The sequence below is a fragment of the Paraburkholderia sp. J11-2 genome (assembly GCF_905220185.1).
In the GTDB taxonomy this organism is placed as follows: Bacteria; Pseudomonadota; Gammaproteobacteria; order Burkholderiales; family Burkholderiaceae; genus Paraburkholderia.
In genome coordinates this window covers 140,963-158,000 of sequence record NZ_CAJMYY010000005.1, presented here as the reverse complement: position 1 = coordinate 158,000, position 17,038 = coordinate 140,963, and the positions used below count along the sequence as shown (strand labels likewise).

Here is a 17,038-nt window from a genome sequence, read left to right as displayed (position 1 = left end):
CGCAACGCCTCGGTGGCGCTCGTCCTTCAATCCTTGCAGCAGTGTGGAGAGTGTTATGAGCCGCTTCTTCGGCGAGATTCGGCAGGCCGGTTATGTCGTGCGCGACATCGAAGCCGCCATGGACTACTGGAGCCGCGTGCTCGGCGTGGGCCCCTGGTTCTACAACGAACGCGTGCCGATCGAGAATTACCGCTATCGCGGCGAGGCCTACGAGGTGCACAACTCGGTGGCGCTCGCGAACTCAGGGCCGTTGCAGGTCGAACTGATCCAGACGCGCAATGACGCGCCCTCCATGTACCGCGATTTTCTCGCAGCGGGCCACACGGGCCTGCAGCACAACGCCTACTGGACCACGAACTTCGACGCCGATCTCGAGCGCCTGCAGGGTCTGGGCTTCAAGGTGGCGATGAGCGGCGAAGTGGGGCGCAACGGGCGCTTCGTCTACTTCGACACGCAAACCCATCCGGGCACCGTGATCGAGCTTTCCGAGGTGGCGGGGCCGAAGGGCAAGCTCTTCGATCTCATCCGCGCGCAGTCTGCGGGCTGGGACGGAAGCGAGCCGGTGCGCGCGTTCCCCGATCTGGCGGCGCTATGAGCGCCGGTATCGAAGCCGTTGGCGCAGATCGTCTCGAAGCCGACTACCTGATCGAAACGCCGCTCGATCCTGCGCGCGTGGCCGACGTGATGGCCGGGGAGCAGTCGAGCGGCACGTTCGTGCGCGTGCACAACGAAACCGATGCGCTGCGCGAGCGCAGCCGCGCGACGGTGGTGCGAGTCGACGAGATCGAAGCGGTGCGGCAACCGAGCCTCGCGAGCGCATGGCTTGCGCGTGAGGGCGTGGACGGACCGTACCGGCGCGCGCACGTGACGCTCTCGTTTCCTCTTGCGAATATCGGCGCGAACCTGCCAACGCTGGCGGCTACCGTAGCGGGCAATTTGTACGATCTCGGCGAAACGACCGGCATGCGCCTGCTCTCGCTAAGGCTCCCGGCCGGCTATCGCGCGCGGTTCGAACTGCCGCGCCATGGCGTGCGCGGCACGCGCGAGTTGACCGGCGTGACGCGCGGACCGGTAATCGGCACCATCATCAAGCCCAACGTCGGCATGGATGCAATGGAGACCGCCTCGCTCGTGCGCGGCCTGTGCGAGGCGGGCGTCGATTTCATCAAGGACGACGAAGTGTGTGCGAACCCGGCACACGCCCCAATCGAAGCGCGCATACGCGCCGTGATGAACGAAGTGAGGCGCTACCGCGAGCGCACCGGCCGCAACGTGATGATCGCCTTCAATATCACCGACGAACTCGACGCCATGCGCCGCCACGCCGACCTCGTGGAGCGCGAAGGGGGCGCGTGCGTGATGGCGAGCATCAACTGGTGCGGCTTCTCCGCCATCCAGGCGCTGCGCCGGGCCACGCCGCTCGTGCTGCACGCGCACCGCAACGGCTACGGCATGATGTCGCGCGATCCCGCGCTCGGCATATCGTTTCAGGCTTATCAAACGCTTTGGCGGCTCGCGGGCGTCGATCATATGCATGTGCACGGACTCGGCGGAAAATTCGCGCAGTGCGATGCGGAGGTGGTCGAGTCGGCCCGCGACTGCGCGACGCCGCTCACGCGCGCGTTCGACGACGCGGTAATGCCCGCGTTTTCGTCGGGGCAATGGGCGGGCACCGCGCGCGCGACCTGCGACGCGGTGCCGAATGCAGACCTGCTGTTCATGTGCGGCGGCGGCATACTCGCGCATCCGGACGGCGCGGCGGCAGGCGTGACGAGCGTGCGCGAGGCATGGGCGGCGATCGAGGCGGGCGTCGATGTCGACACTTACGCACGAGAGCGGCCCGCATTGCAGCGCGCGCTGCAGTTCTTCGGTGCACGACGATGAGCGCGCCCGCCTACGCGTTTTATGGCGATGATTTTACCGGCGCGACGGACACGCTAGCGCATCTCGCACGGGCGGGCCTGCGCACGAGGCTATTTCTTCGCATACCTGATGATTCGTGTGTCGCCCGTGCTGGAACGCTTGATGCGATCGGCGTGGCGGGGGCGGCGCGCTCGATGGCGCCGGCGGCCATGCGCCAGGAACTCGATGCGGTGGGCGCGCGCTTTGCCGCGCTAGGCGTGCGCGTGATGCACTACAAGGTGTGCTCCACATTCGACAGCGCGCCGGAGGTGGGCAGTATTGGCGTCGCGGTGCGCTCGCTGGGGGCGCATTTCGCGCACCCGTTGCGGATGGTGGTGGGCGGGCAGCCCGATTTACAGCGTTACTGCGTGTTCGGCCAGTTGTTTGCGGCGACGGGGGCGGACGACCGCCTGCCGGTATATCGCATCGACCGGCATCCAACCATGAGCCGGCACCCGGTCACGCCGATGCACGAAGCGGATTTACGTCGACATTTGCGTGCTCAAGGCCTGGAGGATGTCGTATCGGTCGACTGGCGCGCCTATGCGTCAGGCGAGCGTGTGCTGATGGCGCGTGTTGAAGACGCGTTGGGGCCGAGGCCCGATGCGTTACTGTTCGACGTGCAAGATCAAGCGCATTTACGCGCGATAGGGCGGTTGATGCGAGATTGCGCCGCGCAACGGCCCTTGCTGGCCGTTGGGGCCAGCAGTGTTGCGCAGGCGTGGGTGCTGGCGGACGATGCGCGCCCAGGCGCTGCGCCGTGCAACGGCGAGCGGGTGGCGCCCGCGCAAGGACCCGTTTTCGTGCTGGCGGGGAGCCTTTCACCGCGCACGCAAGCCCAGATCGAAGCGGCGATTTCGTACCTGCGCGTGCCCCTCGAGCCCTTACGCATGATCGGCGAACGAGAAGGCGAGGCGTATCTGCGCGAACAGATCAATGTGATTGGGGCTGCGCTTGCACAGGGACGCAACGTCCTGGCCTATACCGAGCGCACACGCGTCGAAGCGGCTGCCGAAGGCCGGCGAAACGCGCTGGCGCTTGCATGCGGTGCATTGCTGGACGGCGTGCTGCGGCGTGCACCGGTGCGCCGGGTGGGTGTGGCGGGCGGCGATACGTCGAGTTTCGCCGTGCGTGCGCTCGGGGCGCGGGCGCTTTCGTATCGCGCGTCGCTCGCGCCGGGCGTTGCGCTATGCCGCCTTCACGCCGATGAGGCCCGTCTTGACGGCCTGGAACTCATGCTCAAGGGTGGACAGATGGGTGACGCCGATCTGTTCGAGCGATTGATTGCCGGGTGAGTCGATCGGCGCGCGAGGCGGGTCTCAACCCTGCGTGATGAAGGTATGCACGTGAGTGTTGAAGAGGTCGGGGTGCGTGCCGTTCATGCCGTGCGTGGCGCCCTTGATCGTCACGCGCCGCGCGAACGCGATCCACTCTTCGAGCGCTTCGACGTTGTTGCGGAACATAAGCGGGCTGCGCTGGCCGTCGATGAGCAGCGTGCGGCACTTGATCTCGCCGGCGGCGCGCGGTGCATAGGGCGGCAGCGGGTCCTGCAACTGCTTGGGCAGGGTCGTGGCGTTGGCGATGGCCATCTGGCGAAACGCCGCCGAGCCCTTCTTCCAGGCGCCCGGCACGCTCACGGAGTCGACGAACAACTCGAGCCCCGCTTCGACGTCGCCGGCATGGATGAGGTCGGCTGCGCGCGTGCGCAGCGCGTTGGTGGCGGGCGGCAGCGCGGCGTCGTCGTTGTCCACGCGCGAGAGCGGGCCGCCCGGGTCGGCCAGCACCAGCGTGCGCACGAGCCGCGGATAGCGGCGCGCGAGATGCCACGCCACGCAGCCGCCGCGCGAGTGACCCACGAGGTGCACCGATTCGAGGCCGAGCGCGGTGATGAAATCGGCCAGCTCGGTGACGTGGCTTTCCCAGCCGAAGTCGCCCTGGATGCAGGCGTCGGCAGCGGGCCAGTAGTGGCTCAGGCTCGGCGCGATGCAGCGGAAATGCTCGGAGAGGCCATTGAGCTGCGGCATCCAGTAACGGTAATCACAGAGCGATCCGTGGACGAACAGCAGCGGCTCGCCTTCGCCGCGCTCGAGAAACGGCAGGGCAATGCCCGAGTGCAACGTGGCGTACGACAGGTCGGGCGCAGCTAGTAGGGAGGGATCGATGCGTTGGTTCAAGGAGGGGCTCCGAGCGTATGAGCGTCACTTTGCCGCAAGCGCACGATTAAGGGAAACTCAATAAACTGAAGGAATCGATAAGGTTTTCTGATTGAAAAAAGGGGCGCAACGCTGCGAGGCTTGTCGGGCGGGATTCTTTTCTTTCAGTGATGAAAGCAAGTGTGTGTGCGCAAGACCGGCGACCTGGCGCGCTCAAGCGGATTTATGGCTTCGGCGCCACAAGATTGGCGTCGCGCGCGAGCAGCCAGCGCCCGCTCGCATCCTTGCGCACGAGCGTGAGCGTGTAGCCCGCACGCCGCATCGGCTCGGTTGCACCCGGCGGCGTGATGGAAATGTCGATGCGATTGCGCAGAAAAGCCCAGTCCCCCATCACCTGCAGCTCCACGATCTCCGCCGTGCCCTCTATGCGCATGGCTGGCTGCGCCTCGGAGGCCGCAGCGAACCCGGCTTTGCCGAACGGCTCCTGGCCGGGCACCGTGAACACCACGTCGTCGGTCATCAGGCTTAGCACTTTGGCTGTGTCGCCCGCGCGGCTGGCGTCCATCCAGGTCTGCACGAGCTCGCGAATGGCGCGTTCGTCATCGGTCATAGTCGCGTCTCCCATGTCGTTCAGTTCGACGATTCCGGCACGCGCGCCTTAAAACGCGCTGCGATAAGCGAACATTGCTGTCCCGGCGTTTGCGATGGCGGCATTTGCGGTTGCCACGCGTCGAATCATAACCAGGGTAATTCTCGAATAAAGCGCCGCGCATCAGGGTTCTCACGTCCACGTAATTCCGTATTGCGTCGCAGCACGGAGGTTTTTAGACTGATTCGTATCCAGGCAATCGTCCGAGACGATATTCCCACTACGGGAGGCTTCACATGAATATTTTTCAATCGCCGAGCCAACCATCGAGTCCGAGGCTGCACGTATTCGAACAGGAAGGCGGCTGGCACTGGGGTATCACCATCGAGCGTTCGGCAGGCGGCGGGTTCAAGGTCATCGCTTATAGCGAGAAGACGTTCCGCGCCGAAAACGAAGCACAATCCGACGGCGACCGCGCCCTCGTCAATCTCGCTGAACTGGTTTGAGCCGCGCGCCGCGCGGCTTCATGTTTTTACGCCTGCGGCACTTCTCCTCGCATCCTTCCATATTTGCGGTCGGCGCGATCCGCGCTGAGCCCGAAACGACATCTCCTTCGTCTGACCGCTTCCATGCGGGCACGCCGCGTCCATCGGCCTCAGTGACCGATCGTGCGACATTTGCCAAAAATCAGCGCGCCATCCCCTGTGCCCCGATATGGTGAGAATTTGCCCGCGAGGGCATTTCAGAGCGCTGCTGAATGCCGCCACCTTCCTCTATGACCTCACACGCGTCGCGCCCTTCGCCAACGCTTACGCCCGATATGCAACTGGGCGAACCCATGACCGATACGATGCATGCCGAGTTCGTCGTGCTGCTCGACGCGCTCGCGCACGCGAGCGACGAAACATGGCTCGGCGCGTTCGACGCGTGGGTCGCCCATACGAAGCAGCATTTCGCGCAGGAAGAAGCGTGGATGCAGGAAATGCACTTCGGTCCGCGCCATTGCCATGCGGGCCAGCATCGGCACGTGCTGAACGTGGCCGGCGAAGTGCGCAGGCAAGTTGCCGACGAGGGGCGCTTCGAAACGGGCCGGCAACTGGTGGGTGAACTGCGCGAATGGTTCGCGTGGCATGTGAAGTCGATGGACGCGCTCATGGTCGAAGGGTTGCGCGAACGCGGCATCGCAAAGATTGATCAGGTCGTTTGAGTCAGTTTCAAATCGTTCGATTCATGCAAGCAGATATCGTTATTGTGGGCGCCGGGCCGGTGGGGCTATGTCTTGCGCGCTCGTTCAGTGGTTCTGGCCTCAAGATCGTCATGGTCGAGCAGCAGTGTCTCGCCGACATCAGCGAGCCGCAGTTCGACGGGCGCGAGATCGCGCTGACGCAGAAGTCGGTGCGCTTGATGCGCAAGCTCGGGCTTTGGGATCGCATTGAAGCGCACGCGCGTGCTCCGCTGTGCAGCGCCAAGGTGTTCAACGGTCCCTCGCCGGGGGCGCTCGAGATCGGGCACGAACTGAGCGGGCACACGGAGCTGGGCTGGCTGGTCTCCAATCACCTGATTCGCAAGGCTGCCTATGAGGCGCTGCGCCAAAGCACGGCAGAGCACGGCGACGTGACGCTGCTCGCGGCGCAAAAGGTCAGCGGCGTGAAAGCCGGCGAGGATCTGGCGAGCGTGACATTGGAGAGCGGCGAGACGCTCTCGGCGAAGTTGATCGTCGCCGCGGACAGCCGCTTTTCGGCCACGCGCAAGATGATGGGCATTGCCGCCAACATGCACGATTTCGGCAAGGCCATGCTGGTTTGCCGCATGACGCATGAGGCGCCGCACGAGCACGCGGCGTGGGAATGGTTCGGGTACGGGCAAACGCTCGCGTTGCTTCCCATGAATGCGCAGCGTTCGACGAACGCGCATCAGTCGTCGGTCGTGCTTACGCTGCCCGTGGGCCAGGTCAATGAGATCGCAGCGCTCGAGCCCGACGAATTCGCGCGGCATATCGAGCAACGTTTCATGCACAGGCTAGGCGCGATGAAGCTGGCGAGCACGCGGCATGTCTATCCGCTCGTGGCCGTCTATCCGGAGCGTTTTGTCGGGACACGCTTCGCGGTCGTGGGCGACGCCGCGGTCGGCATGCATCCAGTGACCGCGCATGGTTTCAATTTCGGTCTGCTCGGCGTGGAAACATTAGGTAACCGAATTATCGAGGCGAAAAATAGCGGCTTCGACATCGGTGCCTTACAGGTCTTGCAACGCTACGAAACACAGCATCGCCGCGCGACCCGGCCGCTCTATCTCGCGACCCGCTTCATCACTGATGTCTATACGAACAACACCGCGCCCGCCAAACTGGCGCGCGACTTCATGCTGCGCGCCGCTTCCCTGCTCATGCCGTTCAGGAAGGCGATTGCGGCCTCGCTGACCGGCTAGCTTCAGGCTCCCTCGCGCACGTCGACGGCGACGATGCGCTCGAGGGTCGCTACCGCATTCTCCACGCCGTTTTCCGCACGCATCGTTTTGCCTAATGCGCGGGCACGGCTTTGCACCGTTTCGCTGGCGGCAAAGTCGAGCGCGCTCGCGAACGCTTTGGCGCTGGGCTTGCGCCCATCGACGGCCACCGGTGCGACGCCCGCCTCGCGCAGGCGCTGCGCCCAGAAGAACTGGTCGCCCGCGAACGGCGTCACGATGGAAGGCACGCCCGCACGCGTTGCGGAGTGCGAAGTGCCGGAGCCGCCGTGATGAATGACGGCAGCGGTGCGCGGGAACAGCCAGTCGTGCGGCGTGTCGCCGACAACGAAGAAGTTTTCGGGCAGCGCGTTGGGATCGATGCCGTTCCAGCCCGGGTAGAAGAGTGCGCGCCGGCCCTGCATGGCTTCGATCAGCGCGGCCAGCAAGCGCGCAGTGTCGAAACCCGTCATGTTGCCAAAGCCGATATAGACGGGCGCTTCGCCCGCAGCGAGGAAGTGCGCCAACGCGGGCGGCGGCGTCCAGGCCGGGCTCGGCGCCAGCCACTGCCCGCAAAGATGCGCGTTGGCGGGCCAGTCGGCGGGCGCGGCGAGCAGGCTTGGCGAGATGCCATAAACCATCGGGTGGTCCTTCCAGACCGCCTTGCGCGGCGGCAGGCCGAACCTCGCGCGCGCGACGTTGGTCGGGTCGCGGAACGCCTTCCAGAGCATGCCGTTCACCAGGCCGTGGCTCGCACGGTTGAACACGCGCGGCACCCATCTGGGCGGCAAGAACGCCGAGGGAAAGGCCGCCGTGGGCGTGAGCGGGATCATGCCTGCGCCGATGCCTTTCGCGCCCAGATATTCCGCCGCGGAAAGCCCCACGAACGCGGCCAGGCCCGCAACCAGAATGGCGTCGCAACCCTCGCCGGCCTCGACGAGGGTGCGCATCCACGACTGCGCGTTTTCGTTGGCGATTTTCGCGAGCGCGCGTGCGGTCTCGTTGAAGCCGCCGCCTTTCTCGACGACACCGGCGATGGCGTGGTCCGGGCGCAGCATGCCGCGAATGTCGCCGGCGAGCGCGGTGGCCGGCACGCCGAGTGCGTGGGCGCTGCCCAGCGTGGCCGCATCGGCGAGCAGGTGCGCGTCGTGCCCGGCGTCCATCAAGCCACGGCACAGCGCGGCGAACGGGCGCGCATCGCCTTCGGTGCCATAGGTCGCGACTAGTAGCTTCATGAGGCCTTTTTCCGTGCTTGCGGCGCTGCGTTCGTTGTGCGTTCCGGACGGCTTGTGCGGGATGTGCACTGCGTGCCGTTACCTGCAGCGTTTCGCAACGGCAGGCGTAGTGTCGCCAAACCGGTTCGCCCCTGCAACCTCGGTCAGCGAACCCATCCTGATTGTGGGTGTTTATGGCTGTGCCGGAGCGAGCGATGAACAGCGGGCGCGGAGCGTGATGTGACGACGATTTGTACGGGTGTGCTCGTTTGGCGCTGCACGGTCGCGGCGACATCTTCATTCATGAAGCGCCACCAACCCGGTTTGCGAATTCCCAGAAGTACGCGCTCGGCACCGGCTGCGTCACAAACCGCGGCGATCTGGCGGCCGATGGTCGAACCGGACATCGGTGATGTCACCATGCGCGCTTGCGCACCGTGTCGATTGCATTCGAGTATCCGCATCGCGCGGGCCAGCGTCTCGCGGCCGCCTTCTTCCATTGCGCCCGCGATCAGGCCGTAGTCCAGGTGGTCGCCCATCCCCTTGAAGCAGGGCGTCAAATCGACGATATGCACGGCGACAATATGCGCTTCGCAATTTCTGGCTGTGTCGAGCGCCGCCGCGAGGAACGCATCGGACGAATTCTGACTGATTGCAACAACGATGGTCTTGGACATTGTGAGGGCCCTCAGTACGCCCAGTAGGTGAAGGAGCGCGGGTAGCCATAGACAACCGGCGCCGGCGCCAGCATGGGGGGCGGCGCATACATGGGCGCAGTTGCGTAGACGGCCGGCTGCGAAATGCTATTGCCCTTGGACGCCATGCATTGCAAGTAAGCCGCGTCGTAACTGGCCTGCAAGCTCGCGGAACTCGCCTGGGTGTTATTGGCGCCGACGGCGCTCCCAAGCAGCAAACCCGCGCCGGCGCCAATCGCTGCGCCAACACCGGCATTTCCCGCCGCGGCGCCTAACAGCGCTCCCGCCGCCGCGCCGCCTGCCGTGCCGATCGCAGTACTACCCAGCGCGTCGTGGCTCGCCGAGGGCTGGGCTGCGCCGTCCGTACGGAAGGCGTAATTCCTGCATGCATAGTCCTCCTGCTGGAATTCGCCCAGCGGCTTGCCCTTTGGCGGCAATGCGACCACGGTTGGGCCCGTTGGCGGAATGACGGCGCACCCGCCCAGGCCGAGGGCGACGATGCAGGCGGATAAGACGAGGCAGGCGGTTCGTGAGGGTTTCATGATGGGAGTGTCCAGTCAGTGCACGGATAGCATGCTGACGCGCGAAAGTTAGACGTGAGTTATGACTCGTCGAGCGTCAATGCCGCCAGTCGATTTGCTCATCGACGTAGTAAGGCGCGAACGGATTGTGGTGCGCATCGAAATACCGGTTGCGGCGCTCGAGTTCTGCAAGATCAGTGGACGAGGCGAGGTAAGCCTCGCGTTGTCGAGCTTCCACAGCGGCGAAGTGCGCTTCGAGTTTGCTGACGAGTTTGGCGAACATGATGCTTCTCCTTGAACAGGGACGGCGAGCCGTCGATGAGAAGCATCATCGCGAAGCAGAATGAGTCGTGAGTTAGCAGGAGCCAAACCGAAGACCCGATGCGAGGCGTCCCGGCCCATCGGCCCGCTGCGCAAGCTCGGCGCGTCAGGACGTCAGGACGTCAGGGCGCCTCGGCGCAGTGCGCGCCATCCTTGGCGAGAAGCGGCATTTCCACGATGGCTCGCAGCCCCGTCACGCCGTCATGGCGATTCTCGAGGGTCACGCGACCGCCGTAGCGTGTCACGATCGCGAGTACGATCGCGAGCCCGAGACCGCTGCCCTCGACGCCATGGTTCACGCGAAAGAACCGGTCGAATACACGCGGAAGCGCCGCTTCGGGAATGCCGGGTCCGGTGTCGGCAATTTCGATGCGTGCCTGCCCATTCGCGGCGAGCACGCGCAAATCGACGGAGCCGCCGTCGGGCGTGTAGCGCAGCGCGTTGCCGATCAGGTTCTTGACCACGGCGCGCAGGTCCGACTCGGTTGCGCAGATGCGCGCCGGCGTCAATTCGCTCGCGCCGATATCGATCCGCTTCTGGTTGGCGATGGGCAGCAGCTCGGAGACGACTGAAGCAACGACTTCCGTCACGTCGATCGAAGCGCTCGGCGCAGACGTCATCTGCGCATCCGCGCGCGCCAGCTGCAACAGCTGGGCGACGAGTGTGCTCGTGCGTTCGATTCCCCGCCGCAGTGCCTGGAAGCGCTCGCGGTTTTGCGGAGCAATGTCGCCTTGCAGATTGTCGGCCTGCAATTTCAGCGCGGTGAGCGGGGTACGCAACTCATGGGCGGCATCGGAAATGAAATCGCGTTCGAGCCGCATCGATCCGTCGAGCCGCTCGATCATGCGGTTGATCGAGCTGACGAACGGACGCAGCTCGATGGGCAGGCCTTCGTCCGGCAGGGCCTCGAGACTCGTCGAATCGATTGCCTGGGCGCGGCGTCCGAGCCGGTCGAGTACCCGGAATGCACGGCGCACGCAAAGGTACACCGCGATCCACACGGCCGGAATCAGCACGTAAACAGGCGTCAGCGCGCGTGCGGCGCTGTCTTGTGCCATGCGCACGCGCACCGACATGCGTTGGCCGACCTGTATCACCTCGTTATAGGTGACGAGCGTATACACGCGCCACGCTTCGTTGGCGGCGTATTGCTCCGAGAAGCCCGTGGGCGAATTGCGGTCGAACTCGACGGCGCTGTCGGTGGTGCGGGTGGGCGAGGACTTGTGTTCAGCAGTCCAAACGACGACGACGATGTCGTCGGCGTTGCTGGAGCCAGGGGAGCGGCGCGGAATGGCGGCCTCGTACACGTCGCGTATGCGCCCCGCGACGTTCGAGAGCCGATCGTCGAGCAGGGCATTCACGCCGACGAGAGCGAGCCGGTAGGAGGTCACGCCTTGCACGATTCCGAAGACGGAGAGCAGCAGCCCCAGCGAGACGATCAGCTGGGTGCTGAGAGATCTGGCTTTCATGAGCATGACGGTTCGTCCCGCGTTGGCCAGCGGCGCAGTGCGGCCCGCCGCCGCGCCGGCAATGCTGGCGCGTGCGCCAACGATATCAGATTATGGGGACGATACGCCGCCGCGAAGCGCGCGGTTGGATGCTATCGGGCGCTTGCCTTTGCCCGCGTCGCCGGATCACAATCGCGCGTGCGCGGGCGAACGCCCGCCTTGGCGCGGCCCATTCATGCGGATGATTGATCATGCGAATCCTCATCGTTGAAGACGACATCGATATCGGCCAAAGCTTGATGCGTGCGTTGAAGGACGCCGGCTACAGCGTGGACTGGATCCGGGACGGCGCGCAGGCGAGGGAGGCGGTGGTGGGCAACGCGTATTCGATCGTGTTGCTGGACCTGGGTCTGCCGGGCTCCGATGGGATCGACGTTCTCGCTGCCGCGCGAGGGCGCGGTTGCACGACGCCGGTGCTCATCGTGACGGCTCGCGACGACATCGAGACCCGTATTCGCGGTCTAGACATCGGTGCCGACGATTACCTGCTCAAGCCCTTCAACACTTCCGAGCTGCTGGCGCGCATTCGCGCCGTGATACGCCGGCACGCGGGCGCAGCGGTTTCTGTGCTCGGCGACGAAACGTTGAGTCTGAATCTGGATAAGCATGAACTCTGCTACAGGGGGCAGCGCGACGTACTGTCCGCGCGCGAGTTTGCGCTCATGGCGGCGCTGCTCGAGCGCCCCGGCATGATCCTTTCGCGCGCCCAGCTGGAGGACCGGCTGTATGGCTGGGGCGAAGAAGTGGAGAGCAATGCTGTGGCGGTGCTCATTCACGGCGTGCGCAAGAAGTTCGGCCATGACGTGATACGCAATATTCGGGGGTTCGGTTGGACCATCGACCTGGCCGCCCGCGACGAGCAAGCGGGCACGCCCTCAGCAGACGGGAGCGAGGCGCGCGAATGACAGCGTTCGCGCTTGAGTGCCGGCTACGGCTTGATCGGAACGCGTAATACTTCGTTAATCTAAATGTTTGAAATCGTTCGCGTTGGAAAACTCGCGTTCGATCGTGCTGCCGACGGAAAAAATCCGGGATCGAACGCGATTACGCAGTTACGCATTGCGGTTCACAACGAAGCTGAAATGCGGCGCGTCCGAGGCGGGCCGGTGATGGAACTGGCGCTTGCGCAACGTTCTGTGTGAATGGAAGGCGTCGGGACATTCGGCCTTCAGTTGGAGAATGGTCGCGTCGATACAGTTGATACCAAGCTTCGAGGCCTGGATCAGGGCGCTTTTCTGGTCAGCGTTGAGCTTCATGACGGCTCCTGCGAAAACGGGTTGCGGCAGACGCTTAGCTATGCTGGAACAGCGCGAGGCGGCCGCCCTTGTAGAGGTCGTGCACCTTGTTTGCAAGCGGGGCGTGCGGCGCCTTCTGGCATTCGCCGACAACGGCGGCCACCGGCGTCGCGACATCCACGACCGTCGTCACGGTTTCGCTCACGCCGAGCTTGTCGACGCCCGAGATCCAGTAGACGAGTGCCGGTTTGTAGGCATCGTCCACGGCGAGAAAGTCGGAGCAGGTCATCTTCGCGGGCGTGACTGCAGTGACGGGTTTTGCGGTGTCCGCAAGCGCGAGCGGGGAAGCGCAGAGACCGGCAACAAGGGCGGCACTGAGCGTTGCGGCAGAGATAAGGTTTTTCATGGCAGTTCTCCAAAGGTGAGGAAAGTAGGCAACGTATCCTTGCGGGTGCGTCGATGATTGTCATCGTACGGGCCGAAAGTTAGCCCAGAGTGATGGAGCAAGAAGGCTGGAGCCGAACGACGGCGTGGCAGAGCGCTTCCGAGGCGTGCGACGGCGCCGCCCGCATGATCGCCATGCGGTCCACCTTCCCCTGTTCGGTCTGCGCAATGGCGCGGCTTTGCGTGAGGCGGACCTGACTCGCAACCGTTTCGCCGAAGGCCGCATCGAGCGCGCGCAGGCATCGCGCCACGTCTACTCGACGCCCGGCCCATGGCTCGACGACGGCACGCCACAGGTCGTCGCTGAACGCGTCACTGCTGGCAAAGGCGGTCGCAAAGCGCACGTCGGGCAAGCGGCAGAGGACATCTTCGATATCGACGGGAGCGATCGTGCGGCCGGCGATTCGCCTGATGTCTTGCGCGCGCCCGAGTACGTGGAGGTAGCCTGCTTTGTCGATGAAACCCATATCACCCGTGAGGCACCATCCGTTGCGGAATTTCAGGGCCGCTTCTTCAGGCTGATTCCAGTAGCCTTTTGCAACCGCCGCTGAGCGCACCTCGATCTTCCCCGGCTCGCCAGGCGCCGCGAGCGTGCCGTCAGTACGCCGAAATTGCACATCGACGCCGGCGCGCACGCGCCCCGCGCAGTCGAGCAGCGCCGGCTTCGAAGCCGATTCGTGAGGCGCCAGCGCGCTGACGATCCCCGCCTCGCTCGCGCCGTAAAAATGCGTGAGCACGGGGCCGAACCGTTCGATTGCGCGGCGGCGAAGCACGGCCGGCGCCGATCCGCCCACATGCGCGATCGAGCGCAGCGAGGAGAGGTCGCGAAAGGGGACGTCGCGATGATCCATCGTTTCGAACAACTGAGGTTCGACGAGCAGGAGATCGGTAATGCGTTCGACTTCGATCGCGGCAAGGGTGGCGGCAGGGTTGTAGCGGCGCTCGAGGACGACCGTGCCGCCCGCGGCCAGCGTGGTATCGACGAGCACCTGTGACAGGTAGGCGAGCGGACCGTTGACGAGCTGACGCCGTTGTTCGTCGCGCGGCGCCTTCACGAGCGCCGACCAGGCTGCGAACGAACGGCAGCTGCATTTGGGCACGCCCGTCGTGCCGCCCGAGGAAACGATCACCGCGAGTTCGTCTGGCGTGTTGCGTCCCTGCAGTGGCCTGTCGGGCTGCGCATTGGCGAGCACGTCCAGACGCGTCGCCGCGTTGCCGAAGCCGACCTGCATCACGCGAAGCGGCGTCGTGGCGGGCGTGTCGGGTAAAAGGCGGGCGGTCTCCGGAAAGACCACCAGCAGCGCGGGCGCCATTCGCGCAAGCAGGGCCGCGCGCCGGTCGGCATCCGCGAGCGCGGGCAGGTAGATCGCTGCTGCGCCGATCAGGTTGGCGGCGTAACGGATGGCGATCGCCTCGGGCCGGTTGGGCGCGAAGAGCGCGACGAGCGAGCCTCGGTCGACGCCGAGCGCCTCGAGCGCCCGTGCGTAGCGGTAAATGGCGCTGCGCAGCGCGCGGCCCGTCACGTTCGTTCCTTCGTAGCGGATAACCGGCCGGTCGGCCCGCGATTCGAATTCGTCGAGCAGGCAATCGACATAGGGCCGGTACGTCCCTGTCGCTCTCGTTGTCGTGTCTTGATTCATGGCGTCACCTTGCTTCATCGCGTTGTCCCGGAACATCGCCGCCTCGCGCGGCGATCCCCGAGGTAATTGAATGGGGCTGTCGTGGAGAAGCAGAGTGATCGCGCAAAGTTAGTGGCGAGTGAGCGCATACGCGCCAGGCGGCGTTCGCGTTGCTAACTTTGCGCTAAGCATGCGGGTCTACCATGCGCTGCGTATCAGCAAACTGCCGGCTAACGGCGGCGACCCGTGGAGGTCGACTCATGCGTATCCTCATTGTCGAAGACGACATCGATATCGGCCAAAGCCTCATGCGCGCATTGAAGGACGCCGGCTACAGCGTGGACTGGCTGCGCGACGGCGGGAGTGCGAGGCGCGCCGTGTTCGATCACGCTTATGCGGTGGTGCTGCTCGACCTCGGGTTGCCCGGCGCCGACGGCATCGATGTGCTCACCACCATGCGCGCGAAGGGCTGCGCAGCACCTGTGCTGATCATTACGGCGCGCGACGACATCGACACACGCATTCGCAGCCTCGATCTCGGCGCCGACGACTATCTGCTCAAGCCGTTCGACACGTCGGAACTCAAGGCCCGCATTCGCGCTGTTTTGCGCAGGCGCGCGGGCGCGAGCGTTCCCGTGCTCGGCAACGCAACGCTGGGGCTCGATCTCGACCGGCGCGAGCTGACGTTTCGCGGCCGCCGCGAAATGCTGCCCGCGAGAGAGTTCGCGCTGATGGTGGCGCTGCTCGAACGGCCAGGTGCGATCCTGTCGCGCGCGCAACTCGAAGATCGCCTCTACGGCTGGGGAGAGGAAGTCGAAAGCAACGCCGTAGCGGTGCTCATTTATTCGATCAGAAAGAAGTTCGGGTACGGGGTCATTCGCAATCTGCGTGGCTTCGGCTGGACCGTCGATCTTCACGATGCATGACCGGACAACCATGGCTTTTGCCGTTGATGCAGCCAATGGATCGGGTCGTAGAGGAATCCAGAATGAAATCCAAAGCCAGATCGCTTGGCACGCAACTCGTGCTTTCGCTTGGGATCGTGCTTTCGATCTTCACCATCACGCAGGCAATCAGCTCATACGATCTCGCGCGCGTTGGCGTGAACGCCGTGCTCGACAGCCGCTTGTCGAATGTCGCGCAGCGTGTGCGCGACATGTTCGAGGACGCCATTCCGCGCCATTCAGCAGGCTCGTTGAACGCGGACGACATCGTGGTGCTGGTCTGGGAGCCCGGCCTCGAGCGGCCGGCCCGAACGACCGACAGCGCGGTCATTTTCGATCGCGACGCCGCACCCGGCTTTTCCGATCAGTTTGTCAATCGCGAGGCGTGGCGAGTCTATACCCTGGTCGCGCCCGACAATGACGTGGTCCAGGTCGCGCAACGCATATCGGTGCGCCAGCGCATGGCCGAAGCGAGTGCCTTTAGAGGGTTGCTGCCGGTGTTCATCCTGATTCCGGCAGTATGGCTCGCCGTTTATGTGTGCGTGCGCCGGTCGTTCAGGGTGCTCAAGCGGCTCGGCCAGCAGGCGCGCGCGATCGACTCTGCGCATCTCGTGCCGTTGTCGGCCCGAGGCCTGCCCGTCGAACTGATACCGTTCGTGTGTTCGATCAACCGCATGATCCGGCGTCTCGACGCTTCGATGAAACTCGAACGCGACTTTATCGCCGACGCCGCGCATGAGTTGCGCACGCCGCTCACGGCGCTCAAACTCCAGGCCGACAACCTGGAAGGCGATATTGCGCCTTCCAGCGAGGAGCGGTTTCGGGCGCTGCGCCAGACCATCGATCGCACGAGCCAGCTTGTCGCGCAGTTGCTGCAACTTGCACGCGCGGACTCGCAGGTCGTCGAGACCGCAACGGACGAGCCCGAGGTGACGCACGTGGTGACCTCGGTCGTTGCCGACCTGTTGCCAATCGCGCGGGCCAAAGGCATCGATATCGGTGCCGGGAAATTGTCGGCGGCGAAGGTGCGGATTCCGGAGTCCGATCTGCGCGCGCTCGTGAAGAATCTTGTAGACAATGCACTGCGCTATACGCCTGAAGGGGGTTCCGTCGATTTGCGCGTCTTCGCCGTACACGGGCGCGCGCACATCGAGGTGACCGATACAGGGCCCGGCATTCCCGATGCCTTGCTCACGCGCGTATTCGACCGCTTTTTCCGCTGCAATCACGGCGTCGAGGGCAGCGGGCTTGGCCTCGCGATCGTGCGGGCCATCGTGCAGCGGCACGGCGGCACGATATCGCTGCACAACCGTCGAGATGGACAGAACGGCTTGCGCGCCGTGGTGACGTTTGCGCTCGCGGGGTGCGAGACGCCGGGACAGATCCGTGGCGGCCCGTGCGTGACCGCTTTTAGCGGGCACGTCTAGGTAGGATGCCTTAACAAAATCGAT

19 protein-coding genes are annotated in these 17,038 nt (G+C 64.7%); 9 read left to right on the top strand and 10 right to left on the bottom strand.

From position 1 onward, the window contains the following. Nucleotides 1–55: 55 nt before the first annotated feature. Genes U5A57_RS09230 through U5A57_RS09220 form a run of 3 tightly spaced genes read left to right on the top strand, consistent with a single transcriptional unit; the run spans nucleotide 56 to nucleotide 3,197 of the window. On the top strand, nucleotides 56–595 hold the full coding sequence (locus U5A57_RS09230; protein WP_321910106.1) for a VOC family protein: 540 nt from the start codon (nucleotides 56–58) through the stop codon (nucleotides 593–595). After that, nucleotides 592–1,884 carry a ribulose-bisphosphate carboxylase large subunit family protein gene (locus U5A57_RS09225; protein ID WP_321910104.1) on the top strand — a complete coding sequence of 431 codons (1,293 nt, stop codon included), beginning with the start codon at nucleotides 592–594 and terminating at the stop codon, nucleotides 1,882–1,884. Before U5A57_RS09230 ends, U5A57_RS09225 begins: the two co-directional genes overlap by 4 nt. Continuing rightward, nucleotides 1,881–3,197 carry a four-carbon acid sugar kinase family protein gene (locus U5A57_RS09220; RefSeq protein ID WP_321910103.1) on the top strand — a complete coding sequence of 439 codons (1,317 nt, stop codon included), beginning with the start codon at nucleotides 1,881–1,883 and terminating at the stop codon, nucleotides 3,195–3,197. Before U5A57_RS09225 ends, U5A57_RS09220 begins: the two co-directional genes overlap by 4 nt. A 24-nt stretch (nucleotides 3,198–3,221) precedes the next feature. On the opposite strand, the gene U5A57_RS09215 is transcribed toward U5A57_RS09220, so the two are convergent. Continuing rightward, nucleotides 3,222–4,076: an alpha/beta hydrolase gene (locus tag U5A57_RS09215; RefSeq protein WP_321910100.1), complete on the bottom strand. Its 855-nt coding sequence runs from the start codon at nucleotides 4,074–4,076 to the stop codon at nucleotides 3,222–3,224. Nucleotides 4,077–4,278: 202 nt separating this feature from the next. Then, nucleotides 4,279–4,665, bottom strand: coding sequence for an SgcJ/EcaC family oxidoreductase (locus U5A57_RS09210; RefSeq protein ID WP_321910098.1), 387 nt, complete (start codon nucleotides 4,663–4,665; stop codon nucleotides 4,279–4,281). Nucleotides 4,666–4,940: 275 nt separating this feature from the next. Here U5A57_RS09210 and U5A57_RS09205 point away from each other — a divergent pair, with 275 nt between their 5' ends. The 3 genes from U5A57_RS09205 to ubiM all read left to right on the top strand — a co-directional run bounded on the left by U5A57_RS09205 (nucleotide 4,941) and on the right by ubiM (nucleotide 7,071). Continuing rightward, nucleotides 4,941–5,150, top strand: coding sequence for a hypothetical protein (locus U5A57_RS09205; protein ID WP_035514678.1), 210 nt, complete (start codon nucleotides 4,941–4,943; stop codon nucleotides 5,148–5,150). Nucleotides 5,151–5,401: 251 nt separating this feature from the next. Beyond that, on the top strand, nucleotides 5,402–5,851 hold the full coding sequence (locus U5A57_RS09200; protein ID WP_321910092.1) for a hemerythrin domain-containing protein: 450 nt from the start codon (nucleotides 5,402–5,404) through the stop codon (nucleotides 5,849–5,851). Then, complete coding sequence (gene ubiM / locus U5A57_RS09195) at nucleotides 5,848–7,071, top strand: 5-demethoxyubiquinol-8 5-hydroxylase UbiM (RefSeq protein WP_415774595.1); 1,224 nt, start codon at nucleotides 5,848–5,850, stop codon at nucleotides 7,069–7,071. The genes U5A57_RS09200 and ubiM overlap by 4 nt, the downstream gene beginning before the upstream one ends. Nucleotides 7,072–7,073: 2 nt before the next feature. Here the strand turns inward: ubiM and U5A57_RS09190 are convergent, their stop codons facing one another. The 5 genes from U5A57_RS09190 to U5A57_RS09170 form a co-directional block, all read right to left on the bottom strand. Continuing rightward, a complete protein-coding gene (locus tag U5A57_RS09190) occupies nucleotides 7,074–8,321 on the bottom strand; it encodes a glycosyltransferase (protein ID WP_321910087.1) in 1,248 nt (415 codons plus the stop codon). A gap of 143 nt (nucleotides 8,322–8,464) precedes the next feature. Further along, the gene (locus U5A57_RS09185; protein WP_321910085.1) at nucleotides 8,465–8,977 is read right to left on the bottom strand and encodes a universal stress protein; all 513 of its coding nucleotides are present in this window, start codon (nucleotides 8,975–8,977) and stop codon (nucleotides 8,465–8,467) included. An 11-nt stretch (nucleotides 8,978–8,988) separates the two neighbouring features. Further along, nucleotides 8,989–9,537 (bottom strand): glycine zipper domain-containing protein, encoded by a 549-nt coding sequence (locus U5A57_RS09180; protein ID WP_321910083.1) that lies wholly within the window; start codon nucleotides 9,535–9,537, stop codon nucleotides 8,989–8,991. A gap of 76 nt (nucleotides 9,538–9,613) precedes the next feature. Beyond that, nucleotides 9,614–9,799, bottom strand: a complete 186-nt coding sequence (locus U5A57_RS09175) for a DUF3563 family protein (RefSeq protein ID WP_321910081.1) — start codon at nucleotides 9,797–9,799, stop codon at nucleotides 9,614–9,616. A gap of 160 nt (nucleotides 9,800–9,959) precedes the next feature. Continuing rightward, nucleotides 9,960–11,306, bottom strand: coding sequence for a HAMP domain-containing sensor histidine kinase (locus U5A57_RS09170; protein WP_321910079.1), 1,347 nt, complete (start codon nucleotides 11,304–11,306; stop codon nucleotides 9,960–9,962). Nucleotides 11,307–11,536: 230 nt separating this feature from the next. Between U5A57_RS09170 and U5A57_RS09165 the strand changes: the two genes are divergently transcribed. Continuing rightward, complete coding sequence (locus tag U5A57_RS09165) at nucleotides 11,537–12,250, top strand: response regulator (protein ID WP_321910078.1); 714 nt, start codon at nucleotides 11,537–11,539, stop codon at nucleotides 12,248–12,250. Nucleotides 12,251–12,397: 147 nt separating this feature from the next. Here the strand turns inward: U5A57_RS09165 and U5A57_RS09160 are convergent, their stop codons facing one another. The 3 genes from U5A57_RS09160 to U5A57_RS09150 form a co-directional block, all read right to left on the bottom strand. Continuing rightward, nucleotides 12,398–12,601 (bottom strand): hypothetical protein, encoded by a 204-nt coding sequence (locus U5A57_RS09160; protein WP_321910076.1) that lies wholly within the window; start codon nucleotides 12,599–12,601, stop codon nucleotides 12,398–12,400. A 34-nt stretch (nucleotides 12,602–12,635) separates the two neighbouring features. Next, a complete protein-coding gene (locus U5A57_RS09155) occupies nucleotides 12,636–12,986 on the bottom strand; it encodes an HdeA/HdeB family chaperone (protein WP_321910075.1) in 351 nt (116 codons plus the stop codon). 79 nt (nucleotides 12,987–13,065) lie between these two features. After that, entirely contained in the window at nucleotides 13,066–14,664 is a 1,599-nt protein-coding gene (locus U5A57_RS09150) for an AMP-binding protein (protein ID WP_321910073.1), read from the bottom strand. 239 nt (nucleotides 14,665–14,903) lie between these two features. On the opposite strand from U5A57_RS09150, the gene U5A57_RS09145 reads away from it, so the two are divergent. Together U5A57_RS09145 and U5A57_RS09140 are read left to right on the top strand one after the other, a co-directional pair. After that, entirely contained in the window at nucleotides 14,904–15,569 is a 666-nt protein-coding gene (locus U5A57_RS09145; protein ID WP_321910071.1) for a response regulator transcription factor, read from the top strand. Nucleotides 15,570–15,631: 62 nt separating this feature from the next. Further along, nucleotides 15,632–17,014 (top strand): sensor histidine kinase, encoded by a 1,383-nt coding sequence (locus U5A57_RS09140; RefSeq protein WP_321910070.1) that lies wholly within the window; start codon nucleotides 15,632–15,634, stop codon nucleotides 17,012–17,014. The last annotated feature ends 24 nt before the right edge of the window (nucleotides 17,015–17,038 follow it).